The organism is Micromonospora sp. NPDC007208 (assembly GCF_042869175.1).
In the GTDB taxonomy this organism is placed as follows: domain Bacteria; phylum Actinomycetota; class Actinomycetes; order Mycobacteriales; family Micromonosporaceae; genus Micromonospora; species Micromonospora foliorum.
This window is the reverse complement of record NZ_JBIAFG010000005.1, coordinates 236,836-249,965: the sequence shown is the minus strand read 5'-3', so window position 1 is coordinate 249,965 and position 13,130 is coordinate 236,836. Positions and strand designations below refer to the sequence as shown.

General features: G+C 72.6%; 12 protein-coding genes. 6 read left to right on the top strand and 6 right to left on the bottom strand.

Annotated elements, in window-relative coordinates; genetic code table 11:
* Positions 1–182: 182 nt before the first annotated feature.
* Positions 183–1,520 carry a C39 family peptidase gene (locus ACFYL6_RS12990; protein ID WP_387170764.1) on the top strand — a complete coding sequence of 446 codons (1,338 nt, stop codon included), beginning with the start codon at positions 183–185 and terminating at the stop codon, positions 1,518–1,520.
* Positions 1,521–1,625: 105 nt separating this feature from the next.
* Here ACFYL6_RS12990 and ACFYL6_RS12985 read toward each other — a convergent pair whose 3' ends face one another.
* The 3 genes from ACFYL6_RS12985 to mqnE all read right to left on the bottom strand — a co-directional run bounded on the left by ACFYL6_RS12985 (position 1,626) and on the right by mqnE (position 3,638).
* Positions 1,626–1,934, bottom strand: a complete 309-nt coding sequence (locus ACFYL6_RS12985; protein ID WP_387170762.1) for a DUF4229 domain-containing protein — start codon at positions 1,932–1,934, stop codon at positions 1,626–1,628.
* A gap of 73 nt (positions 1,935–2,007) precedes the next feature.
* Positions 2,008–2,445 (bottom strand): hypothetical protein, encoded by a 438-nt coding sequence (locus tag ACFYL6_RS12980; protein WP_357188765.1) that lies wholly within the window; start codon positions 2,443–2,445, stop codon positions 2,008–2,010.
* Positions 2,446–2,468: 23 nt separating this feature from the next.
* The gene (gene mqnE / locus ACFYL6_RS12975; protein WP_091395685.1) at positions 2,469–3,638 is read right to left on the bottom strand and encodes an aminofutalosine synthase MqnE; all 1,170 of its coding nucleotides are present in this window, start codon (positions 3,636–3,638) and stop codon (positions 2,469–2,471) included.
* Between the two features lie 239 nt (positions 3,639–3,877).
* On the opposite strand from mqnE, the gene ACFYL6_RS12970 reads away from it, so the two are divergent.
* The 4 genes from ACFYL6_RS12970 (at position 3,878) to ACFYL6_RS12955 (ending at position 10,017) form a co-directional block, all read left to right on the top strand.
* Positions 3,878–5,419, top strand: coding sequence for a C40 family peptidase (locus ACFYL6_RS12970; protein ID WP_387170759.1), 1,542 nt, complete (start codon positions 3,878–3,880; stop codon positions 5,417–5,419).
* 114 nt (positions 5,420–5,533) lie between these two features.
* Positions 5,534–7,042: a hypothetical protein gene (locus ACFYL6_RS12965; RefSeq protein WP_387170757.1), complete on the top strand. Its 1,509-nt coding sequence runs from the start codon at positions 5,534–5,536 to the stop codon at positions 7,040–7,042.
* Between the two features lie 197 nt (positions 7,043–7,239).
* A complete protein-coding gene (locus ACFYL6_RS12960; RefSeq protein ID WP_387170755.1) occupies positions 7,240–9,294 on the top strand; it encodes a DEAD/DEAH box helicase in 2,055 nt (684 codons plus the stop codon).
* 93 nt (positions 9,295–9,387) lie between these two features.
* Positions 9,388–10,017, top strand: a complete 630-nt coding sequence (locus ACFYL6_RS12955) for a putative glycolipid-binding domain-containing protein (RefSeq protein ID WP_387170753.1) — start codon at positions 9,388–9,390, stop codon at positions 10,015–10,017.
* Positions 10,018–10,107: 90 nt separating this feature from the next.
* Here the strand turns inward: ACFYL6_RS12955 and ACFYL6_RS12950 are convergent, their stop codons facing one another.
* The 3 genes from ACFYL6_RS12950 to ACFYL6_RS12940 are packed head-to-tail and all read right to left on the bottom strand — an operon-like array spanning position 10,108 to position 12,573.
* Positions 10,108–11,199, bottom strand: a complete 1,092-nt coding sequence (locus ACFYL6_RS12950) for a PLP-dependent cysteine synthase family protein (RefSeq protein ID WP_387170751.1) — start codon at positions 11,197–11,199, stop codon at positions 10,108–10,110.
* A gap of 32 nt (positions 11,200–11,231) precedes the next feature.
* A complete protein-coding gene (locus tag ACFYL6_RS12945) occupies positions 11,232–12,062 on the bottom strand; it encodes an SDR family NAD(P)-dependent oxidoreductase (RefSeq protein ID WP_387170749.1) in 831 nt (276 codons plus the stop codon).
* A 52-nt stretch (positions 12,063–12,114) separates the two neighbouring features.
* Complete coding sequence (locus ACFYL6_RS12940; RefSeq protein ID WP_091395696.1) at positions 12,115–12,573, bottom strand: Lrp/AsnC family transcriptional regulator; 459 nt, start codon at positions 12,571–12,573, stop codon at positions 12,115–12,117.
* A 270-nt stretch (positions 12,574–12,843) separates the two neighbouring features.
* Here ACFYL6_RS12940 and ACFYL6_RS12935 point away from each other — a divergent pair, with 270 nt between their 5' ends.
* A complete protein-coding gene (locus ACFYL6_RS12935) occupies positions 12,844–13,110 on the top strand; it encodes a BldC family transcriptional regulator (protein ID WP_007454516.1) in 267 nt (88 codons plus the stop codon).
* Positions 13,111–13,130 lie beyond the last annotated feature (20 nt).

Here is a 13,130-nt window from a genome sequence, read left to right as displayed (position 1 = left end):
CCGCTCGGTGAAGGACACTTCACCACCTGTCACATGGTCATATCAATATCCTTCGCTGCCTTCGCCATCCCAGGCGGATCATCACGGCGGCAATGATTTTCCATCCGTCAACATCTGGCGAAACTTCCCTCCAAGCGGAAAACTGACCAGCGACGATGCCCCCTCGACACCGCGGAGCCCCCATGGCCAGATCCCGCCTGCGCGCGGCCGCCCTCGCCGGCGTCACCACGCTCACCCTGCTCACCACCGCCGCGCCCGCGATGGCGGCCCACCCGCCCGCCCCCGCCCACGACGAGCAGATCACCTTCCAGGACTGGGCCGGGCCCGCCGACTGGCACCGGGGCAGCCGGTCCGGCACCCGCGTCGTGCCCGGCGCCCGCGCGGGCATCACCCTGGCCCGCCCGGCCGGCACCACCGAGTACGCGGACCCGCACACCGGCGTCACCCGCACCTGGGAGTACGGCACCTGGACCTCGCCGGTGACCCGGGTCGGATTCGACGCCACCGAGCTGATCGCCTCCTGGAACGCGGAGACCCCCGCCGGCACCTGGATCCAGGTGGAGATGCAGGGCAGCTACACCAGCGGCGACCAGACCCCGTGGTACGTCCTGGGTCGCTGGGCCTCCGGCGACGCCGACATCAAGCGGACCAGCGTCAACCGGCAGGGCGACCCCTTCTCGACGATCTGGACCGACACCTTCAGCATCGACGACGCCACCGCCGGGGTGCTGCTGCGGTCGTACCAGCTCAAACTGACCCTGTACCGGGCGCCCGGGCAGAGCGCCGCCCCGGTGGTCCGCATGCTGGGCGCGATGAGCTCCACCGTGCCGGACCGGTTCACCGTCACGCCGAGCGCCGGGCACATCGCCTGGGGCCGGGAGCTTCCGGTGCCGCGCTACTCGCAGAACGTGCACGCCGGGCACTACCCGGAGTACGACGGCGGCGGCGAGGCGTGGTGCTCGCCCACCTCTACCGAGATGGTGGTCGAGTACTGGGGTCGCAAACCCTCGGCGGCCGACACCTCCTGGGTGGACCCGACCTACCCCGACCCGACGGTCAACCACGCCGCCCGGATGACCTACGACTACGCGTACGACGGCGCGGGCAACTGGCCATTCAACACCGCGTACGCGGCCAGCTTCCCCGGGCTGGAGGGCCGGGTGACCCGGTTGCACTCGCTGGACGAGCTGGAGCGTTTCATCGCGGCCGGCATCCCCGTCGTGACCAGTCAGTCCTTCCTCGCCAGTGAGCTGGACGGGGCGAACTACGGCACCTCCGGGCACCTCTTCGTGGTGGTCGGCTTCACCGCCGACGGCGACGTGATCGTCAACGACCCGGCCTCGTCCAGCAACGACGTGGTGCGCAACGTCTACAAGCGCGCGCAGTTCGAGCAGATCTGGCTGCGGACCAAGCGCACCAACGCCAGCGGCGGTGTGTCCGGCGGCTCCGGCGGCATCGCGTACCTGATCAAGCCCACCACAAAGCCCTGGCCCAAGGTCCCCGGCTCCACCAACTGGTAACCCACCCCACCCACCGGCCCAACCGACCCGGCCCGGCCGACCCTGTGCCGTTGATCATGAAGTTATTGCCCGGCCGATCGGCGTGTCGTGGCAATAACTTCATGATCAACGCTGGGTGTCGGGGGTGGGGGGGTCGGGGGTGGGGGTTGGGGTGGGGTCGGTGGGGGTTTGGTCTTCGCCGGCTAGGGCGGAGCGGAGGCGTTCCTTTTCGGTGCGGCGGCGCTCGGCTGCCTCGGCGATCTCCCCGGCCATCTCGTCGCGCCAACCACGCAGCAGGAAGAAGGAGAGCGCGGCGGAGAACACCAACGCCAGCATCAGCTTCAGGAACACGTTCATGTCGATCAGCCAGAGACCCGCCAGCACGGCGACGAACAGCCCGATCCGGCCCAGCGTGTACTTGAGCGCGGCGCTCACCCGCACCACTCCGTTCTCTCCGTCGCCCGCCACTGCCGGCGGAATGGTCGAGCCGCCCGGCGGGCGGTCGTGGTCAGCCGGTCCGGCGGGCCAGCCAGCGGACGCCCGGGAACCAGAGGGCCGCGTACGCCACGGTGAACGCCCCCGCCGCCAACGCGCCGGAGAGCAGCGGAGGCAACCCCGCGCCCAGACCGGCGATCAGCAACCCCGCGAACACCCCGACTGCGGCGGCGACCACCGCCGCCACCACCCGGGCCGCGCCGAACTCCCAAGCCCGGAAGTCGTCCCAGAACAGCCAGGCCGGCAGGATCACCGCGAGCCAGCCGTTGGTGTGCCCGAAGTCGCCGGCGCCGATCGAGGCGAACGCCCAGTCGAACAGCACCAACGCGAGCACGCCGATGACCAGGCCGGCCAGGCACACCCCGAGCAGATCGCCCAGGGTACGGATGCGGCCCTCGGCGTCCCGGCGGGGAAACCCGCTCTGCTGCTCAGATCCTCGTTGCTCGGTCATCGACTGCGAGGGTACGTGGTGGCTCAGGCCCAGACCTGCTGCGGCTCGGCGCGCCGCTCGGCCAGCGACGGGGCCTTGTCGTACTCCCGGACCACGTTGTAGCGGGTGTCCCGCTCGACCGGCTGGAAGCCGGCGTCCCAGATCAGGTGCAGCAGGTCGTCGCGGTGCATGGTGTTCGGGGTGCCGTACGAGTCGGCGTCGTGCGTGATCTTGTATTCGACGACGGAACCGTCCAGGTCGTCCACGCCGAAGTTCAGCGAGAGCTGGGCCACCGACAGCCCGTGCATCACCCAGAAGTTCTTCAGGTGCGGCACGTTGTCGAAGAGCAGCCGGGAGACGGCGAACGTCTTCAGCGACTCGGCCGGCGAGGCCATCGTGGTGCGCGCCTGGATCCGGTTACGGATCTTGCCGTCCGCCGAGTCGACGAAGTCGTGCTGGTAGCGCAGCGGGATGAAGACCGCGAAGCCACCGGTCTCGTCCTGCAACTCGCGCAGCCGCAGCACGTGGTCGACGCGGTGCCGGGGCTCCTCGATGTGGCCGTACAGCATCGTCGCCGGGGTCTTCATGCCCTTGCTGTGGGCCAGGGCATGGATGCGCGACCAGTCCTCCCAGTGGCAGGCGTGGTCGACGATGTGCTGCCGGACCTCCCAGTCGAAGATCTCCGCGCCACCGCCGGTCAGCGACTCCAGGCCGGCGTCCATCAGCTCGTCGAGGATCTCGTCGGCGCTCAGGCCGCTGATCTTCTCGAACCACTGCACCTCGGTCGCCGTGAAGCACTTGAGCTTGACGTTCGGCAGCGCCGCCTTCAGCTCACGCAGCACCTTCGGGTAGTAACGCCAGGGCAGCGTGGGGTGCAGGCCGTTGACGATGTGCAACTCGGTGAGCTGCTCGTCCTCCATCTCCTTGGCCTTGCGGACCGCCTCGTCGATGCGCATCGTGTACGCGTCCTTCTCGCCCGGCTTGCGCTGGAACGAGCAGTACGCACAGGACGCCGAACAGACGTTGGTCAGGTTGAGGTGCCGGTTGACGTTGAACATCACCCGCTCACCGTTCAACTCGGTGCGCTTGTGGTGCGCCAGCCGCCCCAGCCAGGTCAGGTCGTCGCTCTCGTAGAGGGCGACCCCGTCCTCCCGGGTCAGCCGCTCACCGGCGTACACCTTCGCTTCGAGCTCACGCTTGAGTCCGGCGTCCATGGCACGTCCCTTCCACCTGCGGTCCGGATCGAGCGTACGTCGCGGCGCCGACCGGTCCGGCGGCACGGTCGCCGTCAGCGACCCACTTCACCAGACTCTCAGCCTCCCGTAACCCGGCAACGCATCGACATGAGTGGCGAGGTGCGGTAGTAACAAGGTGGGGCGGAACACACACACTGGTACCGTCCCGACGGTCGCGCCCACCGAGCGCGGCGACGAGCGGTTGGACGGGGAGCGGCATGGTCTACAGCGGGCGCGGGCGACGGCAGCGACGACGGAGCCCGGTGATCTCGCCGGTCCTGCGTCCGAAGCTCTGGGCCGCCCTGCTCGGCGCGATCGCCGCAGCCGTACTGGCCACCCCCGCGTACGCGGAGCCCGGCGTGCCGACCACGGTGCCGGACACCGGCTCGCGACCGGCGGTCACCGGCTCGCTTCAGCTGCCCGGCGGCGCACCGGTCGCCGGCGTGCCCGCCCCGCCGGTGGTCAACGTCGGCAACGGGCCACTGGCCGCCGCGATCTCCGCCGGCGAGGTCCAGGTCGGCGCGCTCGGCGAGGCGTTGCTGGTGAGCCGGCAGAAACGCGTCGACGCGCAGGCGCAGCTCGACGCGGCCGGCAAGGCGCTGGCGACCGCACAGGACGCCCTGCTCCGAGCCCAGCAGACCGCCGACACCGCCGCCGCCGAGGCCGTCAAGGCAGCCGCCGCGCTGCCGCCGGGCGAATTCGCCCAGGACATCCGCGGGCTGAGCCGCCTCCAGGCGATCACCCGTGGCGAGAAGGTCGACGGCGGCACGACCGGGGTGGCCGGGGAGCTGTCCCGGGCCCGCGCCGGTGAGCAGGCCGCTTACCAGAAGCACACCGAGGCCAAGGCGCTGCTCGCCGCCGCCGAGGCGGAGTTCACCTCGGGTGAGACGGCGCTCCGCACCGCCGAGGCGAGCCTGCTCAAGCTGCGCCGGGACAACGCCGCCGCGCTGATCGAGATCGAACGCCAGCAGGAGGCCGCCGAGCAGCAGATCGGCGCCGGCTACGTCTCCAACCAGAGCATCAGCGGCATGGCCGCGCACCCGCGGGCACTGGCCGCGGTCCGGTACGCGCTCGCCCAGCTCGGCGACCCGTACAAGTGGTCCGAGGAGGGGCCGGACCAGTTCGACTGCTCCGGCCTGATGTGGGCGGCGTACCGGTCCCCCGGCGCCGACTACTTCGACCTGCCCCGGGTCTCCCGGGACCAGTACGCCGCCACCCGTTCCCGCACCGTTTCGCAGAGCGCACTGCTTCCCGGCGACCTGCTCTTCTTCGCCTCGGGCAGTAGCTGGACGACGATCCACCACGTCGGCATGTACATCGGCAACGGCAAGATGGTGCAGGCGCCCACCACCGGCGACGTCGTCAAGATCTCGGTGGTCGGCTGGTCCCGGCTGTACGCCGCCACCCGGGTGATCGGCGCGGTGCCGGCACCGGTAGTGACCAACCCGACTCCGCCCGTCTCGCCCCCGAAGCCCACGCCGACGCCCACGAAGACCACCAAGCCGACGCCCACGCCGACGCCCACGAAGACCACCAAGCCGACGCCCACGCCGACGAAGACCACGACGCCGACACCGACGCCGACGCTGACGACCAGCCCGACGCCCACGCCGTCGAAGACCCCGAGCAACACCCCGACGCCAGCGCCCTCGGCACCGAGCAGCGCGCCGACCAGCGCGTCTCCGACGACCACGCCGAAGGCCAGCACGAGCGCGACGGGCAGTGGCAGCGCGACGGGCAGCCCCAGCACCGCGGGCTGATCCGCCACGACCGGCTCCGGCTGTCCGCTCGGGAAGATCTGTGGCACCGTGACAACCAGGCACATCCGACTCGACGTCACGGGTTCGGGTGCGAGCATGGCGCGGAGGGCGGAAATGGCCGAGCAGAGAGATCCGGCGGAGACTGTCGACCCCGTGGTCGACGAGGCCGGCCCACCAGGGCCGGAAACCCCCGACCCGGTGGCCGCCAGCGACGCCAGCCCGGCTGCCACCAGCTCGACAGGCAGCGACACCAGCTCGGCGGACGCCGGCTCCGCTGACAGCGACGCCGCCCCGGCTGTCAGCGACGCCGTCCCGGCTGTCAGCGGCCCGACCGGCAGTGGCACGGCAGCGGTCGCCGCGGACGCCTCGACCGACGCCGACGACGACGTACCCGCCGGCGACGACGAGCGCCAGAGCCCGGCCGCCGCACCGGTACGCGCACGCGCCAGCGTCGTGACCGCCGGGGCTTCCCGCGGTGACCTGCCGGCCAGCGCTCCGGCCACCGCGACCACCTACCGTGCCACCGGCTCGGCCAGCCCAGCCGACGTGTCGTTGCCGGCACAGCGGACCGACTCCCCCGCGCCGGCCCGGGCCAGCGCCACGGTTCCGAGCAGCAGTCGGGGCACGGCCGACGCCCTGGGCACCCCGGACCTTCGCGAGCGCACGCCCGCCGTCTACCGAGCCGCGCCGGTGGGCGCCGAGCCGGAGCCGGCCCAGCCCTCGACGCCGTCGACCCCGGAGCCGGAGCCCACGCCACCCGGTCCCGGGCCGACCCAGCCGCCGCCCCCGGAACCGGAGCCCGCACCGGCCCCGGGTCCGTACCCGCCCGGTCCGGTGCCGACGCCGGGCCCCGGGCCCACGCCGCCGCCCGGTCCGGTTCCGCCCGTACCGGGCCCGCCCACCCCACCGCCCTCGCCGGTGCCGCCCATGCCCGGCCCGCCGTCGCCGCCCGTCCCGAGCCCGCCGCTGCCGCCACCCGGTCCGCCGGTGCCGGCTCCACCGGCCCCGCCCGGCCCGATGCCGGCACCGCCGTTTCCGCCGCCGCCGGCGATGACCGACATGCCCGGCGTACGCGCCAGCGCGTCGGTCTCCGCACCGCCGGCCGGGTGGCCGTCCACCACCGGGGCGACCCGCCCGACGTCCGGTGCCGGTTGGACCGGGGCAGCTGCCCCGCCGCCGGTGGTGCCCGCGCCGGCGCTGCCGAGCTGGCCACCGTCCACCGATGGGGCGCCTTCGTCGACCCGGAACAGCACCGGAAACTCCCGAATGACCGCACCGCCGAGCAGCCCACCGGCTGGTTCCCCCGGACGGGACGCGGCCGGCGCCCGTGGTGGGCGGCACGACGGCGGCTCCGACCTGGCCGGCACCGTCTACGGCAACGGCGAGGGGGCCGGCTTCACCACCATCGCGATACCCGCCAACGCGGTGGAGACGTCCGGCTCGTTGACCGGGCACATCCTGGCCCAGGGTTGGGCGGACACGCCGGCCGAACGGTCCCGTAACACCCGGGTGATGATTGTCCTGGCCGCCGCTCTGGGGCTGCTGGTGGCGATCAGTGTCATGGTCGTCTTGCTGGCCGGCGACGCTCTGGACGGTCTGGTGGGCAGCGTGCTCAACGGGTGAGCCAGCGAGCGGCGGCGATGGTGAGTCCGCCCACTACCGTCGGTCAACCGGCTGGCGGCTTCGCCAGACCGCCGTACACTGGGCGAGATCACTGACCCGGCGCGCGTGGTGTGCGCCCCTGGGCGATCTTGCGGGCGATCCGGCGGTACAGCCGCGGCAGGCCATCGCGAAGATGCGCCCCGCTCGAAAGGTTTTTGTTGACCACCTCTGCTGACCCCAGCACCGTTACGTCCGTTTTCAACTCAGTCCCGGCGGTCGACACCGCCCGGGAGCAGCTCGACGTCGCTCCGAGCGAGGCCGGCGCCGCGCCGGTAGCCACCGCGCAGGCCGAGCCGACCGAGACCGCCGAGCCGATCAGCTTCGCCGCCCTCGGCCTGCCCGACCCGCTGGTCCGCGCACTGGCGCAGCAGGGCATCACCAGCCCGTTCGAGATCCAGCGGGCCACCGTTCCGGACGCGCTCGCCGGCCGCGACGTGCTGGGCCGCGGGCAGACCGGTTCGGGCAAGACGCTCGCCTTCGGTCTGCCGATGATCGCCCGGCTGGCCAACCGCAACCGGGCCCGGCCGATGCGTCCGCGCGCCCTGGTCCTGGTGCCCACCCGCGAACTGGCCATGCAGGTCAACGACGCCCTGGTGCCGTTGGGCAAGTCCGTCGGCATCTTCCTCAAGACCGCCGTCGGCGGCGTTCCCTACGACCGTCAGATCGACGCGCTGCGCCGCGGCGTGGAGATCATCGTGGCCACCCCGGGCCGGCTCGGCGACCTCATCGAGCGGGGCATCTGCCAACTCGACGACGTCGAGGTCACGGTCCTCGACGAGGCCGACCAGATGGCCGACATGGGCTTCCTGCCCGAGGTGACCGACCTGCTGGCGAAGACGCCGGCGAACGGTCAGCGGCTGCTCTTCTCGGCCACCCTGGACGGTGACGTCGACGCGTTGGTCAAGCGGTTCATGACCGACCCGGTCACCCACTCCACCGCGCCGTCCACCGCCTCGGTGTCCACCATGGACCACCACATGCTGTTGATCCCGCCGCACGAGAAGTTCCCGGTGGCGGCCTCGATCGCCGCCCGGGATGGCCGGACCATGGTCTTCGCCCGTACCCAGCTCGGGGTGGACCGGCTGGTCGAGCAGCTCGCGGCCGTCGGCGTACGCGCCGGTGGGCTGCACGGCGGCAAGACCCAGCGGATGCGCACCAAGACGCTTGCCGAGTTCCGTGAGGGCCGGATGAACGTGCTGGTCGCCACGGACGTGGCGGCCCGGGGCATCCACGTCGACGGGGTCACCCTCGTGCTGCACGTCGACCCGCCGAAGGACCCCAAGGACTACCTGCACCGCGCGGGGCGTACCGCCCGGGCCGGCGAGTCGGGCGCGGTCGCCACGCTGGTGCTGCCCAAGCAGCGCCGCACCACCCTGGCGATGATGGAGAAGGCCGGTGTCGCGCCGGCCGAGACCCGGGTCCGGGTCGGCGACGCGGCGTTGGCCGAGCTGGTCGGCGCCCGCGAGCCCAGTGGCGTTCCGGTCCGCGTCGAGGCGGAGCCTCGGGGCTACGGCGACCGCTCCGGCGGCTCGCGCCGTTTCGACGACCGGGCCGGGGGCCCGCGCCGGTTTGGTGACCGCACCGGTGGCGAGCGCCGCTACGGCGACCGTCCGCAGGGCGACCGCCGCTACGGCGACCGGCCGGCCGGCGAGCGCCGTTTCGGTGACCGCCCGCAGGGTGACCGCCAGTACGGCGACCGCCCGCAGGGTGACCGGGGCTACGGCGACCGCCCGCAGGGCGAGCGCCGCTACGGCGACCGGCCGACCGGTGAGCGTCGGTTCGGCGACCGCCCGCAGGGCGAGCGCGGCTACGGTGACCGCCCGCAGGGCGACCGGGGCTACGGCGACCGGCCCACCGGCGAGCGGCGCTTCGGTGACCGCCCGCAGGGCGACCGGGGCTACGGCGACCGGCCGCAGGGCGAGCGTCGTTACGGCGACCGGCAGCAGGGCGACCGGCCGCAGGGCGAGCGTCGGTTCGGCGACCGGCCGCAGGGCGGTGACCGGGACGGTCGAGGCGACCGGCCCACCGGCGAGCGGCGCTTCGGCGACCGCCCGCAGGGTGAGCGGCGCTTCGGCGACCGGGACGCTCGGGGTGGTTTCCGCCCGGAGAGCCGGGTCCGGGACGACCGGCCGCGCGACGACCGGCCCCGTGATGACCGGCCGCGCGACGATCGGCGCGGTTTCGGCGGGCGACCGGCGGCGCGTACCCACTGATTGATCCACCGAACGCCGTCGCGAAGCTCAGGCTTCGCGGCGGCGTTCGCGCATGCCCTGCCGATGCCGGTCCGGTCGCGTAACGTCCGGCTCATGCCGACCATGCCGAAGTCGATCTTCTGGTCCCGGACGGACACCGCCGGCAGCGAGCAGGTGCTGCTCGACGACGGCCACGGGTTGGCGGCCCGGGGCACCCTGCTCGCCGTGGACCCGATCCCGTGGACCGCCCGCTACCAGCTGACCACCACGCCGGACTGGGCCACCAGCCGGGTCGAGGTCGAGGCCGAGGGGCTCGGCTGGCTGCGCCGGGTGACCCTGGAGCGGGCCACTGGCCGGTGGCGGGTGACCACCGCCGAGCAGGGCAACCTGGACGCGGCCCTGGTCGCGGCCGGTCACCCCCGGGCCGGTCTGCCCGGCACGGATGACCCGGACCGACTGGCCGACGCGCTCGACGTCGACCTGAGCGGTTCGCCGCTGTTCAACACCCTGCCGGTCCACCGGCTCCGGATGGCGGCCGAGGCGGCCGACGTGGCACACCGGATCACCGTCGCCTGGGTGCTGCTGCCCGGCCTGGAGGTGGTGCCGGCCGAGCAGATCTACACCGGGCTCGGGCCGGGTCGGGTGCGCTTTGCCAGCGGCACCTTCACCGCCGACATCGATCTGGACGACAGCGGCTACGTGGTGCGCTACCCCGGGCTGGCCGAACGGATCGACCCGCGCTGACCCGCGCACCGGCGGGCCAGGCCCGCTGCGCAGTTCAGGCGGGCCAGGCTGCGCTGCGCGGTTCAGGCCGGCCAGGCCCTGCTGAGCAGCTCAAGCCGGCCAGGCTCCGGTGGCCAGGAAGCGGTCGATGGTGGCCAGGTGCGGGGTCAGGTCGAGGCCCTGGGCGGCCACCCAGTCGTCGGAGTAGTAGGTGTCGGCGTACCGGTCGCCCGGGTCGCAGATCAGGGTGACCACCGAGCCGGTCCGACGCTCGGCGAGCATCGCGGCGATCAGGCTGAACGCGCCCCACAGGTTGGTGCCGGTGGACCCGCCCACCCGGCGGCCGAGCAGCGCCGATCCGGCGCGCATGGCGGCCAGTGACGCCGCGTCCGGCACCTGGACCATCCGGTCCACCACCGAGGGCAGGAACGACGCCTCCACGGTGGGCCGGCCGATCCCCTCGATGCGGGAGCCCTTCCCGGTGCGCACCGACCAGTCGGCGGCCAGCCAGGCCGGGTAGAACGCCGAGTTCTCCGGGTCGACCACGCAGAGCTTGGTGGCGAGCCGGCGGTACCGGGCGTAGCGGCCGATGGTCGCGCTGGTGCCCCCGGTGCCGGCACCCACCACGACCCAGGCGGGGATCGGGTGCCGCTCCAGTTCCAACTGCGCGTAGATCGACTCGGCGATGTTGTTGTTGCCCCGCCAGTCGGTCGCCCGCTCCGCGTAGGTGAACTGGTCCATGAAGTGCCCGCCGGAGTCCTCGGCGAGCCACCGGGCCTCGACCACCACGCTCGCCGGGTCGTCCACCAGGTGGCACCGGCCGCCCTGGAACTCGATCTGCGCGATCTTCTCCGGCGAGGTGGAGGCAGGCATCACCGCGATGAACGGCAGACCCAGCATCCGGGCGAAGTACGCCTCGGAGACCGCCGTGGAACCCGACGACGCCTCGACGATCGTGGTGCGCGGCCCGATCCAGCCGTTGCAGAGCCCGTAGAGGAACAGCGAGCGGGCCAGCCGGTGCTTCAGCGAGCCGGTGGGGTGTGACGACTCGTCCTTGAGGTAGAGGTCGATCCCCCACTCCCGGGGCAGCGGGAACGGCAGCAGGTGGGTGTCGGCCGAGCGGTTCGCGTCCGCCTCGACGGCGGCGATCGCCTCGGTCACCCAGGTTCGGCTGGATTCGTCGCACCGGTCGAGATGAGTCACGCTCGGAAACCTAGCAAGCGGACCAGCGGTGGTCAGCGCCGGTCTGACGGCGCTGACCTGCGGCGTTGGCGGCGCTGACCGGCGCGGCCGGCGGCCCGGACGAGCGGGGTCAGTGCGACGGCCAACCTGGGCAGCGCGTCCAACAGGCGTACCTGCGCTCCCCGCCAGCGGGGCAGGCTGACCACCGGACGTGGCCGGCGGGCCAGCCGGACCGCCCGGGCCGCCACCCGCTGCGCGGTCAGCATCGACCCGGTGAACGAGGCCACCGCCCCCGGGTCGTCCAGCCGGTCGTGCAGCATCGGGGTCCAGATGCCGTCCGGGCAGAGACAGGAGACGTGCACCCGCCGGTACCCGGCCATCCGCAGGTCGGACAGGGTGCCGAGGCTGAACGCCAGCAGGGCGTGCTTGCTGGCCGCGTACACCGTCTCGCCGGGCGCGGCGACCAGCCCGGCCAACGAGACGACGTTGAGCACGTGGCCGTGGCCCTGCTCGCGCATCACGGTCAGCGCGGCGAGGGTGCCGTTCATGGCGCCGTGGGCGTTCACGTCGAGCACCCGACGGCGGGTCGCGGCGTCGTGCTCCCACGACGCCCCGGTGACGAGGATGCCGGCGTTGTTGACCCAGAGGGCGAGGTCGCCCCGGCTCGCCGCGATCCCGGCGACGGCGGCGCAGGCGTCCTCGTCCCGGACGTCCAGGGCGGCCGACCAGCCGCCGAGCGGCACCGCGGCACTCTGCACCGCCGCCGGGTCGAGGTCGGTGAGCAGCACCGACCAGCCGTCGGCGTGCAGCGCGGTGGCGATGGCACGGCCCAGGCCCCCGGCCGCGCCGGTCACCACCGCCACGGGACGCGCCGAGGGGGTCATCGGCGCACGCTACCGCCGGCCGACCGGGTGACACCAGGGGGTACGAGGGCGGTCAGGCCGCGGGCGGGCCCACCGGCTGCGGGCGGTTCTCCCACTTGGTGGAGAGCGCGATGGCGGTACGGGTGGAGGCGACCCCCGGCGTCCGGTTCAACCGCACGATCAACTGCTCCAGCTCGGCGATCGTGCCGACCCGCGCCTTGAGGAGGAACGACTCCACGCCGGCCATGAAGTAGCAGGACTCGATCTCGGGCAGCACCCGCAGCGACTCGAGCATGTCGTCGCTGTCGGCACCGGAGTCCTCGACGATGCCGATCAGCGCGGTGACACCAAGCCCGATCGACTCCGGGGCCACGTCCGCACGGTAGCCCCGGACCACCCCGCTGCTCTCCAGCTTGCCGACCCGCTCGTGCACGGCCGGGGCCGAGAGGCCCACCTGTCGGGCCAGCTCGGCGTACGAGAGGCGGGCGTTGCCGCGCAGCAGGTCGACGAGGCTCAGGTCGATGGCATCCACAGAGAGTGACCCTAACCGTTCACGCGTAACGTGCGGCCTTCGGCACCCGTTGGACTGAGCGGCGAGTCACTGTTCATAAACCGCCGGTCAGGGCATCGGTAGCACCAGTAACATTACTAACTCCCCACTCAGTGCATTTTTCGCGTTTGGGCGGACAGGCCATGTCCCTGGTGCTGTAATTGCCATACGTCCCTCATGACGGCTCTGGGCTACGCACCAGCCGGGGGCAGTGTGTTCAGCCGGGGGCTTCGTCGACGCGAGGAGGGGGCTGTGGACACTGGAGATCGCCTGCTGACACCGGGTGAGGTCGCCGCGCTGTTTCGGGTAGACCCGAAAACTGTGACGAGATGGGCGGCGGCCGGCCGGATAGGAAGCATCCGGACTCCAGGCGGGCATCGCCGGTTTCGGGAATCCGAGGTGCGAGCCCTGCTTGAGGGGGAGGGCATGCTGGACGAGGTGGATGAGGTCGGTAAGCCACGCAATGTGGGGCCGGCGGCGTCCACGGGGCCGGGTCCGGCCAACGCCGGCATGTACTGAACTGGTGCGGACAACGCCAC

Coding starts and splice junctions, on each gene's coding strand:
- ACFYL6_RS12990 (WP_387170764.1), top strand. CDS start 183: ATGGCCAGATCCCGCCTGCGCGCGGCCGCCCTCGCCGGCGTCACCACG.
- ACFYL6_RS12965 (WP_387170757.1), top strand. CDS start 5,534: ATGGCCGAGCAGAGAGATCCGGCGGAGACTGTCGACCCCGTGGTCGAC.
- ACFYL6_RS12980 (WP_357188765.1), bottom strand. CDS start 2,445: ATGACCGAGCAACGAGGATCTGAGCAGCAGAGCGGGTTTCCCCGCCGG.
- ACFYL6_RS12945 (WP_387170749.1), bottom strand. CDS start 12,062: ATGACCCCCTCGGCGCGTCCCGTGGCGGTGGTGACCGGCGCGGCCGGG.
- mqnE (WP_091395685.1), bottom strand. CDS start 3,638: ATGGACGCCGGACTCAAGCGTGAGCTCGAAGCGAAGGTGTACGCCGGT.
- ACFYL6_RS12955 (WP_387170753.1), top strand. CDS start 9,388: ATGCCGACCATGCCGAAGTCGATCTTCTGGTCCCGGACGGACACCGCC.
- ACFYL6_RS12970 (WP_387170759.1), top strand. CDS start 3,878: ATGGTCTACAGCGGGCGCGGGCGACGGCAGCGACGACGGAGCCCGGTG.